Source organism: Lysobacter sp. S4-A87 (genome assembly GCF_022637455.1).
In the GTDB taxonomy this organism is placed as follows: domain Bacteria; phylum Pseudomonadota; class Gammaproteobacteria; order Xanthomonadales; family Xanthomonadaceae; genus Lysobacter_J.
In genome coordinates, this window is the sequence record NZ_CP093341.1 from 3,094,693 (window position 1) to 3,110,305 (window position 15,613).

18 protein-coding genes are annotated in these 15,613 nt (G+C 67.4%); 11 read left to right on the forward strand and 7 right to left on the reverse strand.

Going from position 1 to position 15,613, the window contains the following annotated elements:
* Window positions 1-91: 91 nt before the first annotated feature.
* From rocF to MNR01_RS13850, 4 genes are all read left to right on the forward strand, one after another.
* On the forward strand, window positions 92-1,015 hold the full coding sequence (gene rocF / locus MNR01_RS13835; protein WP_241918347.1) for an arginase: 924 nt from the start codon (window positions 92-94) through the stop codon (window positions 1,013-1,015).
* A 138-nt stretch (window positions 1,016-1,153) separates the two neighbouring features.
* Window positions 1,154-1,288 carry an entericidin A/B family lipoprotein gene (locus MNR01_RS13840; RefSeq protein WP_241918348.1) on the forward strand — a complete coding sequence of 45 codons (135 nt, stop codon included), beginning with the start codon at window positions 1,154-1,156 and terminating at the stop codon, window positions 1,286-1,288.
* Between the two features lie 212 nt (window positions 1,289-1,500).
* Window positions 1,501-1,653 carry an entericidin A/B family lipoprotein gene (locus MNR01_RS13845; RefSeq protein ID WP_241918349.1) on the forward strand — a complete coding sequence of 51 codons (153 nt, stop codon included), beginning with the start codon at window positions 1,501-1,503 and terminating at the stop codon, window positions 1,651-1,653.
* 246 nt (window positions 1,654-1,899) lie between these two features.
* The gene (locus MNR01_RS13850; RefSeq protein ID WP_241918350.1) at window positions 1,900-2,100 is read left to right on the forward strand and encodes a CsbD family protein; all 201 of its coding nucleotides are present in this window, start codon (window positions 1,900-1,902) and stop codon (window positions 2,098-2,100) included.
* Window positions 2,101-2,190: 90 nt separating this feature from the next.
* Here the strand turns inward: MNR01_RS13850 and MNR01_RS13855 are convergent, their stop codons facing one another.
* Complete coding sequence (locus tag MNR01_RS13855; RefSeq protein WP_241918351.1) at window positions 2,191-3,006, reverse strand: hypothetical protein; 816 nt, start codon at window positions 3,004-3,006, stop codon at window positions 2,191-2,193.
* Between the two features lie 96 nt (window positions 3,007-3,102).
* Here MNR01_RS13855 and MNR01_RS13860 point away from each other — a divergent pair, with 96 nt between their 5' ends.
* From MNR01_RS13860 to MNR01_RS13875, 4 genes are all read left to right on the forward strand, one after another.
* Window positions 3,103-4,443, forward strand: coding sequence for a tryptophan--tRNA ligase (locus MNR01_RS13860; protein WP_241918352.1), 1,341 nt, complete (start codon window positions 3,103-3,105; stop codon window positions 4,441-4,443).
* Entirely contained in the window at window positions 4,440-4,751 is a 312-nt protein-coding gene (locus tag MNR01_RS13865) for a hypothetical protein (RefSeq protein WP_241918353.1), read from the forward strand. Before MNR01_RS13860 ends, MNR01_RS13865 begins: the two co-directional genes overlap by 4 nt.
* Window positions 4,752-4,826: 75 nt before the next feature.
* Complete coding sequence (locus MNR01_RS13870; protein WP_241918354.1) at window positions 4,827-5,762, forward strand: MBL fold metallo-hydrolase; 936 nt, start codon at window positions 4,827-4,829, stop codon at window positions 5,760-5,762.
* A gap of 209 nt (window positions 5,763-5,971) precedes the next feature.
* The gene (locus tag MNR01_RS13875) at window positions 5,972-6,997 is read left to right on the forward strand and encodes a sensor domain-containing diguanylate cyclase (RefSeq protein WP_241918355.1); all 1,026 of its coding nucleotides are present in this window, start codon (window positions 5,972-5,974) and stop codon (window positions 6,995-6,997) included.
* Window positions 6,998-7,050: 53 nt separating this feature from the next.
* Here MNR01_RS13875 and MNR01_RS13880 read toward each other — a convergent pair whose 3' ends face one another.
* The 6 genes from MNR01_RS13880 to pdhA all read right to left on the reverse strand — a co-directional run bounded on the left by MNR01_RS13880 (window position 7,051) and on the right by pdhA (window position 11,896).
* Window positions 7,051-7,437, reverse strand: coding sequence for a VOC family protein (locus tag MNR01_RS13880; RefSeq protein WP_241918356.1), 387 nt, complete (start codon window positions 7,435-7,437; stop codon window positions 7,051-7,053).
* 67 nt (window positions 7,438-7,504) lie between these two features.
* Entirely contained in the window at window positions 7,505-8,890 is a 1,386-nt protein-coding gene (locus tag MNR01_RS13885; RefSeq protein ID WP_241918357.1) for a dihydrolipoamide acetyltransferase family protein, read from the reverse strand.
* Window positions 8,891-8,985: 95 nt separating this feature from the next.
* A complete protein-coding gene (locus MNR01_RS13890) occupies window positions 8,986-9,378 on the reverse strand; it encodes a cupin domain-containing protein (RefSeq protein ID WP_241918358.1) in 393 nt (130 codons plus the stop codon).
* Complete coding sequence (locus MNR01_RS13895) at window positions 9,375-9,737, reverse strand: SH3 domain-containing protein (protein WP_241918359.1); 363 nt, start codon at window positions 9,735-9,737, stop codon at window positions 9,375-9,377. Before MNR01_RS13895 ends, MNR01_RS13890 begins: the two co-directional genes overlap by 4 nt.
* A gap of 15 nt (window positions 9,738-9,752) precedes the next feature.
* Entirely contained in the window at window positions 9,753-10,775 is a 1,023-nt protein-coding gene (locus tag MNR01_RS13900) for an alpha-ketoacid dehydrogenase subunit beta (protein ID WP_241920633.1), read from the reverse strand.
* Between the two features lie 50 nt (window positions 10,776-10,825).
* Window positions 10,826-11,896, reverse strand: coding sequence for a pyruvate dehydrogenase (acetyl-transferring) E1 component subunit alpha (gene pdhA / locus MNR01_RS13905; RefSeq protein WP_241918360.1), 1,071 nt, complete (start codon window positions 11,894-11,896; stop codon window positions 10,826-10,828).
* 359 nt (window positions 11,897-12,255) lie between these two features.
* On the opposite strand from pdhA, the gene MNR01_RS13910 reads away from it, so the two are divergent.
* The 3 genes from MNR01_RS13910 (at window position 12,256) to MNR01_RS13920 (ending at window position 15,390) form a co-directional block, all read left to right on the forward strand.
* Window positions 12,256-13,137, forward strand: a complete 882-nt coding sequence (locus MNR01_RS13910; protein WP_241918361.1) for a tryptophan 2,3-dioxygenase family protein — start codon at window positions 12,256-12,258, stop codon at window positions 13,135-13,137.
* An 18-nt stretch (window positions 13,138-13,155) separates the two neighbouring features.
* The gene (locus MNR01_RS13915; protein ID WP_241918362.1) at window positions 13,156-13,560 is read left to right on the forward strand and encodes an NUDIX domain-containing protein; all 405 of its coding nucleotides are present in this window, start codon (window positions 13,156-13,158) and stop codon (window positions 13,558-13,560) included.
* 285 nt (window positions 13,561-13,845) lie between these two features.
* Complete coding sequence (locus tag MNR01_RS13920) at window positions 13,846-15,390, forward strand: oligopeptide:H+ symporter (RefSeq protein ID WP_241918363.1); 1,545 nt, start codon at window positions 13,846-13,848, stop codon at window positions 15,388-15,390.
* Window positions 15,391-15,613: the final 223 nt, after the last annotated feature.

Sequence of the window (15,613 nt, forward strand, 5' to 3'; positions counted from 1 at the left end):
TGGCGCAAGGCCAGCCGGGCAATCCAAGCAAATCAACCGCTTACGCAGGCAGTCCAGCGCCGGCAGAGCCACCAGACAGGAACGTCACAGCATGAGTCGCAGCTATCCCGGGGTTTCGCTGATCGGTGCACCGACCGACGTGGGTGCAGGGCACCGCGGTGCGCGGCTGGGGCCGGAGGCCCTGCGCATTGCCGGCATCGGCGAAGCGCTGGTCAAGCGCGGCGTCGACGTGATCGATCGCGGCAATCTCGATGGTCCGCGCAATCCCTGGCAGAAGCCGGTCGAGGGCTACCGACACCTGGCGGAAGTCGTCGCCTGGAACCGCGCGGTGATGGACGCGGTGGGGGCCGAGCTTGCCGATGGCCGCATGCCGATCCTGCTCGGCGGCGACCATTGCCTCGGCCTGGGTTCGATCACCGCGGTGGCGCAGCACTGCCGGCAGACCGGCAAGCAGCTGCGCGTGCTCTGGCTCGATGCGCATGCCGACTTCAACACCAGCCAGGTCACGCCGTCGGGCAACGTCCACGGTATGCCGGTGGCGTGCCTGTGCGGGCTCGGTCCGGATGCGCTGACCCGGCTCGGCGGCCAATCGCCAGCGTTGCGTCCGGACGAGATCCGCCAGATCGGCATCCGCTCGGTCGACGAAGGCGAGAAGCGCCTGGTCCAGCAATACGGCCTGGACGTGTACGACATGCGCTACATCGACGAGATCGGCATGAAGCGGGTGATGGAGGAGGCGCTGGAAGGCGTCGACGAGAATACCCACCTGCACGTCAGCTTCGACGTCGACTTCCTCGATCCGAGCATTGCCCCGGGCGTGGGCACCACCGTGCCGGGCGGTCCGAACTACCGCGAAGCGCAGCTGGTGATGGAGATGATCGCCGACAGCGGCCGCATGGCCTCGCTCGATATCGTCGAGCTCAACCCGATCATCGACAAGCGCAACCGCACCGCCCGCCTGGCGGTGGACCTGGTCGAGAGCCTGTTCGGCAAGTCGACCCTGATGCGCGACTGACCGGTCAGGCTGGCGGCCGGCGCCGGCCAGCTGAATTCCGGCTGACACTGCCGCCCCGCCGCCCGCCGGGACAGTGGTGCGGCGCCCGCGGCGCCATGCCATCCTTACGCCATCACTGCCAACGTCCCCGGGGACCCGATGAAACGCTTTGCCGCCATGCTCCTGCTCGCCGCCCTGTCGCTCACCCTGCTCAGTGCCTGCAACACCATGGAAGGACTCGGCAAGGACGTCCAGAAGCTCGGCCAGAAGGTCGAGGACAAGGCCGGCAGCTAAGCGCTCGCGCAACCGCATCGCGGTCGCGAAACCTCGAAGGCCGGCATGTCCGGCCTTCGGGCTGTCTGTCACCCCGATGGCTGCTGCCTGAATCGGAAGCTGGCTTTTTCGCCCATATCCACCTCGGCTTCACATCCCCTCACGTCAGATGGTTCCGCCGCACGCAGCCGGTCAGGCGTGCGCCTTGCTTCCCATTAGCTGAGGAGATTTCCATGAAGCGTTTGATGGCACTGATGCTGCTCGCCCTGTTCTCGATGGGCACCCTGTCCGCCTGCAACACCGTGGCGGGCGCCGGCAAGGACGTGCAGGGAGCCGGTGAGAAGGTTGAAGATGCCGCCACGAATTGCAAGGACGGAAAGTGCTGATCGTCCGGCTCGATTGCCAACGCAATCGATGAACAGGAAAGGCCGGAGCAATCCGGCCTTTTCCTTTTTCGTCGTTCGCAAACGACGCGGCTCATGCGGCATGCAACGCGTGCACGCTGAATATCGCATTCACCGACATCAATCCTCGGCTAACGCAATTGCGACCTGGTTCGAATGCACTCGCTGCGATGCTGTGCGTGCGGCATCGAAGCAGATGCGTCGCATCACCCGAACCGAGGATGAGTGATGAACAAAGACATCATTGCTGGCAAGTGGACGCAGATCAAAGGCCAGGCGCAGGCCCGCTGGGGCGACCTGACCGACGACGATTTCGCCGTGGCCGAAGGCAACGCCGAATATCTCGCCGGCAAACTGCAGGAACGCTACGGCTGGGAGCGCGATCGCGCCCAGCAGGAAGTAAGTGACTTCGAGAAAACTCTCAATTGAGCGGGTTGAACTAGCAGTCCGTCGATCCACGCACGCGCCATGCACCCACATGAACCGGCCGCCAGGCCGGTTCTTTTCATTCCGCGCTGTTCATTCCCCTGTGTAACGCGGCGGATCGGCGACAAAGCCGCCGGGAAACGCGCGCGGTCGCGAATCGGGCAGGTAGCGCGGATACGGACGCAGCACGCCGCGCGCGACCAGTGTGTCGTAATCGTCGTAACGCAACTCGCTGACCTGCGTCGGCGCGCGCGTGGCACGGATGAACTGCGTGTGGCTGGCAGGCGACCACTCGCGCTGGCCATGCCCGGTGCCGATCGATTGCGCGGCCGCGTCGGATTCGCGTGCCGCCGGTGCCGCGCTCTTTGCGGCGTCGCCGCGCTCGATGCGATCGAGGACTTCGCCGCGCGGCCGGTCTTCCAGCGCCGCCCCGGCTTCCTCGAATACGGCCACGCCGATCACGCCGACGTTGTCGGGCCGCCCGGTGCGCGCCGCGTAGCTGTCGGGCAGGTCGGTGAATACGAACTGCGCGACCTGGTCCAGCGACTTGCGCCAGCCTTCGACCTCCATCGTCTGCCAGGGTGCGAGCACGTAGCCGGTCTGGGACGGGTGGGCGGTCTGCCCACTGACGGCGTTGACGCCGTCGACCGACAGCACGACCAGCACCCGTCTGCCGCTGGTGTTGGCCAGCCGCACCGAATAGCGATGTCCCGGGGTTCCGGCGATCCAGCGCTGGCCGCGGTGGACGGTCGTCGACAGCCATTGGCCGCTGTCGCGGTCGACCACGGCCAGGTCGACCGGTCCGCCCGGCTGGTACCTGGCCAGCTCCCGGGCCGGCACGGGCGCGGCGAACGCGAGGACCGCCGAAGCGGCAAGAGTGGCAAGCAGACGGGGCAGGGCGCGCAACATGGTCGTTTCTCCGGAGGGGACGCCGGGGTGAACGGATCAGTCGCGGCTGCGGGGTTGGGTACACTGTTGGGCCGTTTTCCCCGGCGTCAGCGTTCGATGAGCCCCACCCGCATCCTCACCGGCATCACCACCTCGGGTACCCCGCACCTGGGCAACTACGTCGGCGCGATCCGCCCGGCCGTGGCCGCCAGTCGCACTGCCGGCGTGGAGAGCTTCTACTTCCTCGCCGACTACCACGCCCTGATCAAGGTGCAGGATCCGGCGCGCGTGCAGCGCTCGACGCTGGAGATCGCCGCCACCTGGCTGGCCTGCGGGCTGGAGCCGGACAAGGTCTGGTTCTATCGCCAGAGCGACGTGCCGGAAGTGCAGGAGCTGACCTGGTTCCTGACCTGCGTCGCCGGCAAGGGCATCCTCAATCGCGCCCACGCCTACAAGGCCTCGGTCGACAAGAACCGCGAGGTCGGCGAGGACGACGACGCCGGCATCAACGCCGGACTGTTCATGTACCCGGTGCTGATGGCGGCCGACATCCTGCTGTTCAACGCCAACAAGGTGCCGGTCGGCCGCGACCAGATCCAGCACATCGAGATGGCGCGCGACTTCGGCCAGCGCTTCAACCATGTCTATGGCGAGCCGCTCGGTGAAACCTTCTTCGACCTGCCCGAGGCGGTGATCGACGAGAACGTGGCGACGCTGCCGGGCCTGGACGGCCGCAAGATGAGCAAGAGCTACGACAACACGATTCCGTTGTTCGTGCCGCGCGATGCGCTGAAGAAGCTGATCTATTCGATCGTCACCGACTCGCGCGCGCCGGGCGAGGCCAAGGACGCCGACAACTCCAACGTGTTCCAGCTCTACCAGGCGTTCGCCTCCGCGCAGGAAACCGCGGCCATGCGCCAGGCCTTCGCCGATGGCATCGCCTGGGGCGAGGCCAAGCAGGCGCTGTTCGAGCGTATCGACAGCGAAATCGCGCCGCTGCGCGCCAGGTACGAGGAACTGATCGCGCGCCCGGCCGACATCGAGGCGGTGCTGCGTGACGGCGCCAGCCGCCTGCGCGCGCGTCATGCGCAGCCCACGCTGGCACGCCTGCGCGCGGCCGTCGGCCTGCGCGACCTGTCGCAGTCCAGCACCGGCGCTGCGAAGAAATCGACCAAGGCATCGTTGCCGTTGTTCAAGCAGTACCGCGAGAGCGACGGCCGCTTCTACTTCAAGCTGGTCGACGGCGATCGACTGCTGCTCCAGAGCATCGGCCACGACTCGGCGCGTACGGCAGGCCAGCTGATCGGGCGCCTCAAGCAGGAAGGTGGCACCGCCCTGCACGGCGCCGGTGCGGCGGCCGTGCACCTGGGCGATGAACTGGTGGGCCACCTGCACGAAGGCGTCGACCTGGTCGAGGTGGTCGAAGCCCTGGCGCAACTGGTGGCCGAAGACGCATGAGCCCGGCGGTCGAACTCAACCTGGCGCTGATCCTGTTCCTGCCATGGTTTGCGATCCTCGGCGCGTTGTACTGGCTGTTCCCGCGGCAGCCGCGCCATGCCGCACGCAAGCTGTTCGACACGGTTGCGCTGCTGCTTGCGGTGACGGCGTTCCTGCTCAGCATCTACTGGTCGCACGACAACGCCGACCCCGCTTACGGCCGGATGTGGCAGCAGATCCTCGCCACCGCGCTGGGTTACGGCGTGTTCCTGGCGGTGCTGACGGCTGCCTTCGTGGTGCGCCGGTTGTGGTTGCGGCGCAGGCGCTGAAGCTGCGACCAACGTAGGATCGTCGCCCGGCTGCGGACGGCATATACCTCCCTGCAACCCATCTGGTGCCCTCGAATGAACGCTTCCCACGGCATCGTCACCATCGACACTGGCTTCCAGCGGCCACGGTTCGACGCTGCCTACCTGGTGGTGGAGAACGGCCGTGGTGCCTTCATCGATTGCGGCACGCAGCACTCGATCCCGGCGATGCTGGCGGCGCTGGCAGGGCAGGGCCTGGCACCGGCGCAGGTTGACTGGCTGATCCTCACCCACGTCCATCTCGATCATGCCGGCGGTGCCGGTGCGCTGATGCGCGAACTACCCAATGCCACGCTTGCGGTGCATCCGCGCGGCGCGCCGCACATGATCGATCCGCAGCGGCTGGTGGCCGGTGCGACCGCCGTCTACGGTGAGGATGAAATGGCCCGCAGCTACGGTCAGATCGTGCCGATCGCGGCCGATCGCGTGCGCGTGCTGGCCGATGGCGAAGTCGTCGATCTGTCCGGTCGCGCGCTGCTGTGCATCGATACGCCGGGACACGCGCGTCACCACCTGTGCGTGTGGGACGAGCGCAGCCGAAGCTGGTTCACCGGCGACACGTTCGGTCTGTCGTATCGCGAGTTCGACAATGCCGACGGTGCACCGTTCGTGATTCCGACCACCTCGCCGGTGCAGTTCGAGCCCGAGCCGTTGAAGGCGTCGATCCGCAAGATGCTCGCCCAGTCACCCGAAGCGATGCACCTGACGCACTACGGGCGTGTCGGCGATGTCGAGCGGTTGGGCCAGGACCTGATCGCGCAGATCGACGCGATGGTCGCGCTGGCGCGCGCTGCCCACGGCCATGACTACCGCCATGCACGACTGGTTGAATCGCTGACCGGGCTGTACGTCGACCGCGCCCGCGCCCACGGCGCCCCGCTGTCGGCCGCCGACGTGGCCCGCCTGCTGGAGATCGACATCGAGCTCAACGCGCAGGGCCTGGAAGTGTGGCTCGACCGCGAGGCCGCCTGACACCCATTCAGAATTAATGCGGCATGGCTGAATGGATTAACGGTCAGGTCGGATCGATGCAGCTGTGGCCTGCGTCACAGGTCGGGCGGGCGCGGCGGAGTAGCCTGAGCCGCCTTTCAGCACCCCCCTTGATGTCCGCCGTCCGACCCCTCCCTCCACCACTGCCAGACGAACGTCCGCGCCAGGCGGCGTTGGATGCGTATGCAGTGGTGGACACGGGACCGGAGCAGGCCTACGACGACATCGTTCGCCTGGCCGCGACGCTGTGCGATGTGCCAGCGGCGGCCATCTCGCTGATCGATCATGACCGGCAGTGGTTCAAGGCGCAGATCGGCCTCGATGCGCGGCAGACCCCGCGCGAGGAAGCGATCTGCGATCGCCTGATCATGGAACCCGGGCGCACGCTGGTGATCGAGGACCTGTCCGCACAGGTATCCTTCCCCCGGCCAAAGGCGCGCATCGGAAAAGACCCGTTGCGGTTCTACGCCGGCACGCCGTTGATGAGCCCGGACGGCCACGCCATCGGCACCGTGTGCGTGCTCGACACGCGCCCGCGCACGCTGAGCAGGGCGCAGGTGGAAGGGCTGGAAGTGCTGGCGCGGCAGACCCAGCACCTGCTGGAGCTGCGCCGCTATGCACTGGAGCAACGCCGCCTGCTGTCGGAGCGCGAAGCGTTCGCGCAGCGGCTCGAGGATGCGCGCGCCGACCTGCAGCGACGCAACGACCTGCTAGAACACAGTGCCACCCACGATGCCCTGACCGGACTGCTCAACCGCGCCGCACTGGCGCAGCTGCGCGACAACCCGGAGGCGATGCGGCAACTGCAACAGGCGCCGTACTCGCTGATGCTGCTGGACGTCGACCACTTCAAGGACGTCAACGACCGGCACGGCCATCTGCTGGGCGACCGCGCGCTGCGTGCAGTCGCCGATGCCGTTGCGGCATCGATCCGCCATGGCGACGTGGCCGTGCGCTACGGCGGCGAAGAGTTCCTGATCCTGTTGCCGGATACGCGACTGGAAAGCGCGGCGCAGGTGGCCGAGCGCATCCGTCAGCGCCTGTCGCAGGCGGCGTTGCCGTTCGCATTGACCGTTTCGATCGGGCTGGCGGCCGGCGAGCCGACGCGCGACTGGTCCGAACAGGTGTTCGACCGCGCCGACCAGGCGCTATATCGCGCCAAGGCGCGCGGTCGCAATTGCATCGTGGCTGACGATACGCCGCTGCACGGGGTTTGATCGGGTTTGGCGGCAGATATCCCGGGTGCGCTGCGCTTACCCGGGCTACGGGGTTACTTCCAGGTTTTGGGGGGCATGCCCTGATCGGGGTGGTGCATCTTCACCACGCAGAAGCGTTGCCCGGTCGGGGCTTCCATTACCCACCAGCGTTTGATGAAGGCGATCTTCTTCGCGCCGAGCTTCTCCAGCCGCGCCGCCTCGGCGTCGATGTCGTCGGACTCGATGTCCAGGTGCACGCGCGAGGCGTGATCGACCTTCTGCACTTCGATGTGCAGGCCATCGCGGGTATCGCCGAACTGGACATACGTGCCAGGAACGTCACCGGCATCGGGATCGGCGATGCTGGCGCCGAGGGCCTGGCTCCAGAACGTCGCGGCGGTGGCCAGGTCGTCGGTCTGGCAATCGATGATGAAACCGGCAAGGCGACTGCGATGGGCCATGGATCTCTCCTCCGCTCCAATGGGGTCGTCCAGCCCCCCTTGGCCAGGGGGGCATGCGAAGCATGGGTTACGCCGGCAGCGCCATGTCGTCCAGCAACGCCTTGAGGAAGCGCGCAGCCTCGCCGCCGGTGCAGGCGCGGTGGTCGAAGGTCAGCGAGATCGGCATGCGGCGGTGCACTTCGATGCCGCCGATCACCGCGACCACGTCGTGGCTGAGCTTGCCTGCGCCGACGATCGCAACACACGGCGGCACCACCACCGGCGTCGCGTAGCGGCCGGCGAACATGCCGAAGTTGGACAGCGAAATGGTGTAGCCGCTGAGTTCGCTGGCCGGAAGCGAACGCTCTTCGACCTGCGCGCGCAGGCGCTGGATCGCGGTACGCACGCCGGTGCCATCGAGCATGTCCGCATTGCGCAGCGCCGGCACGAACAGGCCGTCTTCGGTGTCGACCGCGATGCCGATGTCGACGTGCGGATGCAGGGTGCGGCTGAGGTTGTCACCGTCGAACCAGGCATTGAGCGCCGGCACGGTCTTGCAGGCGGCCACCATCGCGCGCACCAGGCGTGCGGTGATGTCCTGCTTGCCGATCCAGGCATGCAGGTCGGCGTCGTCGCACAGGGTCGTCGGAACGACCTTGGCGTGCGCGTCGGCCATCACCCGCGCCATGTTGCGACGCACGCCCTTGAGCTGCTCGGGCTGGCCGCTGGCGGCGACGCCCGGCGGCTGCGTGCGGACCGGCTTGCCGGCCTGCGAGAGCGTGCTGCGCGACGCCGCTTCGGGTGCGGCCTGCGCGGCGGCAACCGCACGGACCGGAGCCGGCGCCGAAGCCACCGGAGTCGCGCCGGCCTTGGCCGAGCCATCGGCGGCCGCACGCTTCACGTCATCCATCGTCACCACACTGTCGGCGCCGGTGGCGCGCACGCGCGACAGCTCGACCCCCAGCTTGCGTGCCAGTGCGCGCACGGCCGGCATCGCCTTGACGCCTCCGACCGCGACGGCCTGTTCGCTGCGCACCGCATCGGAGGTCTGCATCGCGCCGACCACGGTGCCGGCGTCGTCGCGCTTGGTCTCGCCCTGCGGCGCGGCGTCGCCGGCGCTGATCGTGCCGCCGTCGTCGGAGGCGATCACCTGGTCGCTGTCGTCGTCGGCGTGGCTGCCGGCGCCATGATGGTGGCCGGTGTCCTGGCCCTCCGCGCGCTGCGGCATCGACGGGTCGATCTCGAACTCGGCCAGCATCTTGCCGGTGATGATCACGTCGCCCGGGCCACCGGCGAGCCTGATCACCTTGCCGGAAACCGGCGAGGGCACTTCGACCACGGCCTTGGCGGTTTCCATCGACACCAGGTTGTCGTCCAGGCGGATGGTGTCGCCCTCCTTCACGAACCACTCGACGATGGTGGCGTCGGGCAGGCCCTCGCCGAGGTCGGGAAGGAAGAAGGTCTTCTTGCTCATACGGTGTCGTCCCTAGGGTTGCGTCGCTTGGGTGTCGCGATGGCGGTTCGTGGCGCGGCGGGCCGCGTCACTTCGAAATTCTCAGGTCAACGTACTCAGATCCAGACATCGTTGCGCGCGGTCAGCTCGCCGCCGGCATCCCCGGTGTTGACCACGCCGGCCGGCTCGATGATCAGCGCATGGCATTCCTCGCTGGCGCGGGTGATGTGTTCGACCCCGCGCGGGATCACGCACATCTCGCCTTCGTCCAGCACCACGTCGTGGTCGCGGAAGCCGATCTCCATCCGTCCCTTGACGACGATGAACACCTCGTCGGTGTCCTCGTGCGAGTGCCAGACGAAGTCGCCGTGCATCTTGACCAGCTTGAACTGCACGTCGTTCATCTGCGCGACCACGCGCGGCGACCAGTGCTGGCCGAACAGCGCCAGCTTTGCCGCCAGGTTGATGGCCTGCGACTTCGCCTGTCGCTGGGCGGATGCGTCGCTCATGCGTCCTCGCCTTCGTCGTCGTCGAGCAGCTCCAGTGCACGCGCCGGGATCCACCCCTGCATGCCCAGTGCATTCTCCGCCCACCACCACTGCGCCAGCTCGTAGTGCAGCGTGACCAGTTCGTCGGCGCGGGCATCGAGCTCGCGCGTGTCGTAGTCGGACAGCGCCTTGGCCGTGCCCTGCTCGTTGTCGAACAGGGCCGCCGGAACCCAGCCGCCGTGGCCCTCGGCGATGGTGGTCCAGACGAACTGCGGCCAGTCACGGTCGCGCTCGCCCAGCGTCACTGCCTCGCCACGCGCGATCCGGATCGCCGGGCGATCCGGTGCGCGGTGGGCGACTACGACGCGGGCGTGGCGCATGCTTGGCCTGTGTCCTCAGCTGGCTGCCAGGGTGCGCTTGACCGCGGCGACGATGCGCTCGACGCTCGGCAGGTACTTCATTTCCAGGCGGAACAGCGGGATGTGCGTGTCGTAGCCGGTGACGCGCTCGACCGGTGCGACCAGGTCGAACATCGACTCTTCGGCCAGGCGCGCGGCGATCTCGGCGCCGAAGCCGGCGGTCTTGGGCGCCTCATGCACGATCACGCAGCGGCCGGTGCGGCTGACCGATTCGGCGATAGTGGCGAAGTCGAGCGGACGCAGCGTCGCCACGTCGATCACTTCTGCGCTGATGCCCTGTGCGGCCAGCTTCTCGGCGGCCTCGAGCGTCTCCTTCACCTGCGCGCCCCAGGTCACCAGGGTCACGTCGGTGCCATCGCGCAGCACGTAGCACACGTCCAGCGGCAAGGCTTCGCCGTCGTCGGGCACCACTTCCTTGTACTGGCGGTAGATGCGCTTGGGCTCCATGAAGATGACCGGATCCGGCTCACGGATCGCGGCCAGCAGTAGGCCGTAGGCACGCGCCGGCGACGACGGCATGACCACGCGCAGGCCAGGCACGTTGGTGAAGATCGATTCGTTGGCTTCGCTGTGGTGCTCCGGCGCGCGGATACCGCCACCCCACGGCACGCGCAGCACCATCGGGCAGGTCAGGCGACCGCGGGTGCGGTAACGGAAGCGCGCGGCGTGGCAGATGATGTGGTCGACCATCGGGTAGACGAAGCCGTCGAACTGCGATTCGGCGACCGGCTTCATGCCCTGCGCGGCCAGGCCGACGGTGAGGCCGGCAATGGTGGTTTCGTCCAGCGGCGTGTCGAGCACGCGCTCGGGGCCAAACTGCTGCTGCAGGCCGGCGGTGGCGCGGAACACGCCGCCGTTGACGCCGACGTCCTCGCCCAGCACCAGCACGGTGTCGTCGGCGCGCATCTCGTAGGCGAGCGCCTGGGTGATCGCCTCGATCAAGGTGATCGCGGTCGGCGTGGCCGGCGCGGCGGAGGTTGCGGGAGGTGCCTTGGCCATGGCGGAAGTGCCCTTGGTTGCGCCACTCTTGATGGGGTCCTCGACGCTCATCAGCGACCCTCCTGCGCAAGCACGTAGGCACGTTGCGCGGCGACATCCGGCGGCATGTCGGCATAGAGGTAATCGAACATCGCCTCGACCGGCTGCACCGGCGTTTCCAGGTAGGCGTTGATCTCGACGTCGACGAGCTTGCCGCATTCCTCGGCCCAGGCCTTCTCCTCGGCCTCGCTCCACACGCCCTGCGCGGTCAGGTACGTGCGCAGTCGCGTGATCGGCTCGCGCGTCCAGGCCGACTTGACCTCTTCGTCCTCGCGATAGCGGCGGGCGTCGTCGGCGGTGGTGTGGTCGTGCAGGCGATAGGTCATGAACTCGATCACGCTGCCGCCCTCACCGCTGCGGGCGCGCTCGCTGGCGCGGCGCATGCCTTCGAGCACGGCGATCAGATCGTTGCCGTCGACCTGCAGGCAGTGCAGTCCGCCGGCCAGGCCCTTCTGCGCCAGCGTCTTGGCGCCGGTCTGCGCCGAGCGCGGCACCGAGATCGCCCAGCCGTTGTTGATCACGCACAGCACCAGCGGCAGCGTGTAGGCGCCGGCGGAATTCAGTGCGGCGTAGAAGTCGGTCTTGGACGAGCCGCCATCACCGCAGCACGCCACCGCCAGTTGCTTCTGCTTGCGCAGCTTGAACGCCAGCGCGGCGCCGGCGGCATGCAGGCACTGGGTGGAGATCGGCACGCACCAGGCGTAGTCGTGCTTCGGCCCGGAGAAGTCGTTGCCACGCTCGTCGCCGCCCCAGTAGAGCAGCACTTCGCGCGGCTTCACGCCGCGCATGAACTGGGCACCGTACTCGCGGTAGCTCGGTGCGAACACGTCATCGGGCTGCATCGACGAGCCGATGCCGATGTGCGTGGCTTCGTGCCCCAGGCAACTGGCGTACGTGCCGAGCTTGCCGGTGCGCTGCAGGGCGATCGCCTTGCTGTCGAAGGTGCGCACGAACAGCATCTGCTTGAACAGCGGCAGCAGCGTCCTGGCGTCGCGGAAAGCGGGCGGGAACTCCGCCACCGGCTTGCCGTCCGGGCCGAGGTATTGCAGGTATTCGATTTCGAAGGTCGCGGCGACCGTCATCGCGGGAGTCCTGGAAGGTGTGGCAGGGAGTCCGAATTGGCCGCGTCCCGGATCCAGTGCCGGCGCATCACCGCATCGGGTGGCTGGGCCCGGAAGGCGCACCGGGCCTGGCTCCGCGGCGTGGGCAGCCCAGAACACAGGCCTGGCCGACGCGCTTTCGCGAAGATCATAACCAACGCGGTGTTAAGGGCCGTTGCGCGCTGCGGCATGAAAGTTTGCGGAAAAACAGGTAGGCGACGCAGGCCCGGGCAGCCGGACGGCAGGGTATGGCGGCCACGGTCGAACAGGGTGGGGGTGTCGATGCGGTACCCTTTTGGCCCCCCAGCCGGCGACATCGCCGGCCACAAAACGAGCCTGCGATGACGGTCGAGAAGAACGAGCGCGAACTGGAAGCGAGCATCCACACCGACCTGTCCGGGCGGATGACCTATTCCGGCTACCTGCAGCTGGACACACTGCTGTCGGCGCAACAGCGCCTGTCCAACCCGCCGCACCATGACGAGCTGCTGTTCATCGTCCAGCACCAGGTCTCGGAGCTGTGGATGAAACTGATGATCCACGAGCTCAAGGCAGCGACCGCGCACCTGCGCGCCGATCGCCTCGGCGAGTGCCAGAAGATCTTCGCGCGCTGCAAGAACATCCTGCGCCAGCTGACCGAGATGTGGTCGGTGCTGGAGACGCTGACGCCGTCGGAGTACATGGAGTTCCGCGAGATCCTCGGGCCGTCGTCGGGCTTCCAGTCGCTGCAGTACCGCACCATCGAGTTCCTGCTCGGCAACAAGAATGCGGCGATGCTCAAGGTGTTCGCCCATGACGCCAAGGCCGAGGCCAGCCTGCGCGAAGTTCTGGAATCGCCGAGCCTGTACGACGAAGCCCTGCGCTACCTGGCCCGCCACGGCCACGCGGTGCCCGCCCGCCACATCGAGCGCGACTGGTCGCACGCGCACGTCGCCGACCCGGAACTGCTGCCGGTGTTGGAGCGCATCTACGAGGACACCGACGCGCATTGGCAGGCCTACCACCTGTGCGAGGACCTGGTCGACCTGGAAAGCCAGTTCCAGCTGTGGCGTTTCCGCCACATGCGCACGGTGATGCGCATCATCGGCTTCAAGCGCGGCACCGGCGGGTCCAGCGGCGTGGGCTTCCTCAAGCAGGCGCTGGAACTGACTTTCTTTCCCGAGCTGTTCGACGTGCGCACGATGATCGGCGCCGGCGGAAGCTACGGCGCGACGCCGGGTTAAGGGCGCCGGGTCAAGCCCGTGGCAGCGCGCGTGCACGACTGCGTCGGCGCGTTCATCGTCAAAGATGGCGAGGTGCTGCTGGGCCTGCGCAGCGACGACTGCGACTGGCTGGCCGGCGCGTGGGACGTGTTCGGCGGCCACATCGAACCGGGCGAGAGCGCCGACCAGGCGCTGCGGCGCGAGCTCGACGAGGAGCTGGGCATCGCCCCCACGCGCATGCGCTACCTGGACGTCATCACCGGTGATGCGCCGGAGCCGTGGCGGCTGCGCCTGTATGTGGTCGAGGCCTGGAGCGGCACGCCACAGAACCGGCAGGAGCACGCGTCGCTGTCCTGGAGCACGCTCGAACAGGCGCAGCAGCGCCTGGCCGCCGCGCATCCGGACTTCCCGCGCCTGCTGGCCCAGGTTCTGGGCGTTCGCTGATCCGTCGGCCCGGCGCAGCGGGACCGTGAACAGGCGGAAGCCGCCCACCGCCGACCATGTCCTGACTTGGCGGAATCAATTGCCTCATCCGGCTGAGCCCCTTCCTGCGTAAGTGCGACCTCTATTCAGCTTGGATGTTGCGACGCAGCACATTCTGCCCGGGCTTCACACAGGTTTGACGTGACCCCCCTCAGCCGGTAAATCTCCCCGGTCCCGTGCCAGCCGGCGTGGGTTTGCTCCATTCAGTATTCGTCCATTCAGTATTCGATTTTCAGGGGACACCGCATGAGCGGAACCGCTATACCTACGCCCGGCCAGGCCGCACCGATTCCAGAGTTCAAGCAGACCTTGGGGCACCCCAAGCCGCTGTGGATGCTCTTCATGACGGAGTTCTGGGAGCGCTTCGCGTTCTACGGCATCCGCTGGGCCCTGGTTCTGTACATCGTTGCCCAGTTCCATGGTGGCGATGCCGCGGGCGAGGCTCCGGCCAACCGCGTCTACGGCGCCTACCTGGCGCTGGTGTATGCCGCGGCCATCTTCGGCGGCTACATCGCCGACCGGGTCCTGGGCTACCAGCGGTCGATCCTGCTCGGCGCGGTGATCATGGCCGCCGGCCTTTTCATGATCGCCCTGCCTAACGAGGCCATCTTCAAGCTCGGCCTGGCCACGATCGTGGTCGGCAACGGCCTGTTCAAGCCGAACATCTCGACGATGGTGGGCAAGCTCTACAGCCCCACCGACGAACGCCGCGACTCGGGCTTCACCATCTTCTACATGGGCATCAACCTGGGCGCGATGCTGGCCCCGCTGCTGACCCAGTACCTGGCGCGCAAGATCTTCGGCACCGACTCCATGCCGGCCTACAAGGTCGTGTTCATGGCGGCCGGCGTGGGCATGCTGATCAGCCTGGTGTGGTTCTGGTTTGGCCGCCGCGGCCTGGAAGGCATCGGCCGTCCGCCGCTGGATGGCGAGGACAAGCGCAAGGTGCTGTACGTGCTGATCGGCGCGCTGTTCGCCATTCCGGTCGTGTACTTCCTGCTGGCCATGGGCGCAGGCGCGCTGCAGGGCGTGCTGACGGTGATGTTCCTGGCGCTGTGCGGCATGTTGCTGGTCGAGGCCTTCCGTGAAGGCGCCGTCCAGCGCGACCGCTGCATCGCGATGCTGATCATCTTCACCTTCAACATCCTGTTCTGGATGTTCTTCGAGCAGGCGGGCAGCTCCTTCACCTTCCTCGCCGACAAGATCGTCGACCGCGACATCTTCGGCGGTGGCCTGGCCGACCTCGTCTACTCGATGAGCGGCGAACGCGTGTTCCCGACCGCCTGGTTCCAGAGTGTCAACTCGGTGGCGATCATCACCATGGCACCGCTGATCGCCTGGGGCTGGGTCAAGCTGGGCCGCGCCAATCCGTCGATCCCGCGCAAGTTCGGCCTGGGCCTGATCTTCAACGGCCTGGCCTTCCTGCTGCTGATGTTCGCGCTGTCGAAGCTGGTGACGGCCGCCGGCCTGATCCCGTTCTGGACGCTGTTCGCGGTGTACTGGATCCAGTCGATCGGTGAGCTGTGCCTGTCGCCGATCGGCCTGTCGATGGTGACCAAGCTGGCACCGCTGCGCCTGGTCGGCTTCGGCATGGGCGGCTGGTTCCTCTCCACCGGCATCGGCAACAACCTGTCGGGCATCTTCGCCGGCCACGTCAGTGGCGAAGGCGGCATGACCACGGCTTCGGCACTGAGCGGCTACACCTTCGGCTTCTGGGCCCTGGTCGGCGCCGGCGTGCTGTTGTTCCTGATCGCACCGCTGGTGCAGAAGCTGATGCACGGCGTGAAGTGACGCATCGGCCGGTCCGCGCGACGCGCGGACCGCTTTGCCGATGCGTCATCCCGGCGAAAGCCGGGAACCATCTTGGCCTTGCCCGACAACGGCGACCTTCGGGTCGCCGTTGTCGTTTCCGGGGGGCAGGCAACGTCCATGGCTTGCCGCCTTCGCGGCAATGACGATGTGTCCCCCCATGACGGCCCATTGAGCTCCATCCGCGTAAGGTATCGGCCTTCGC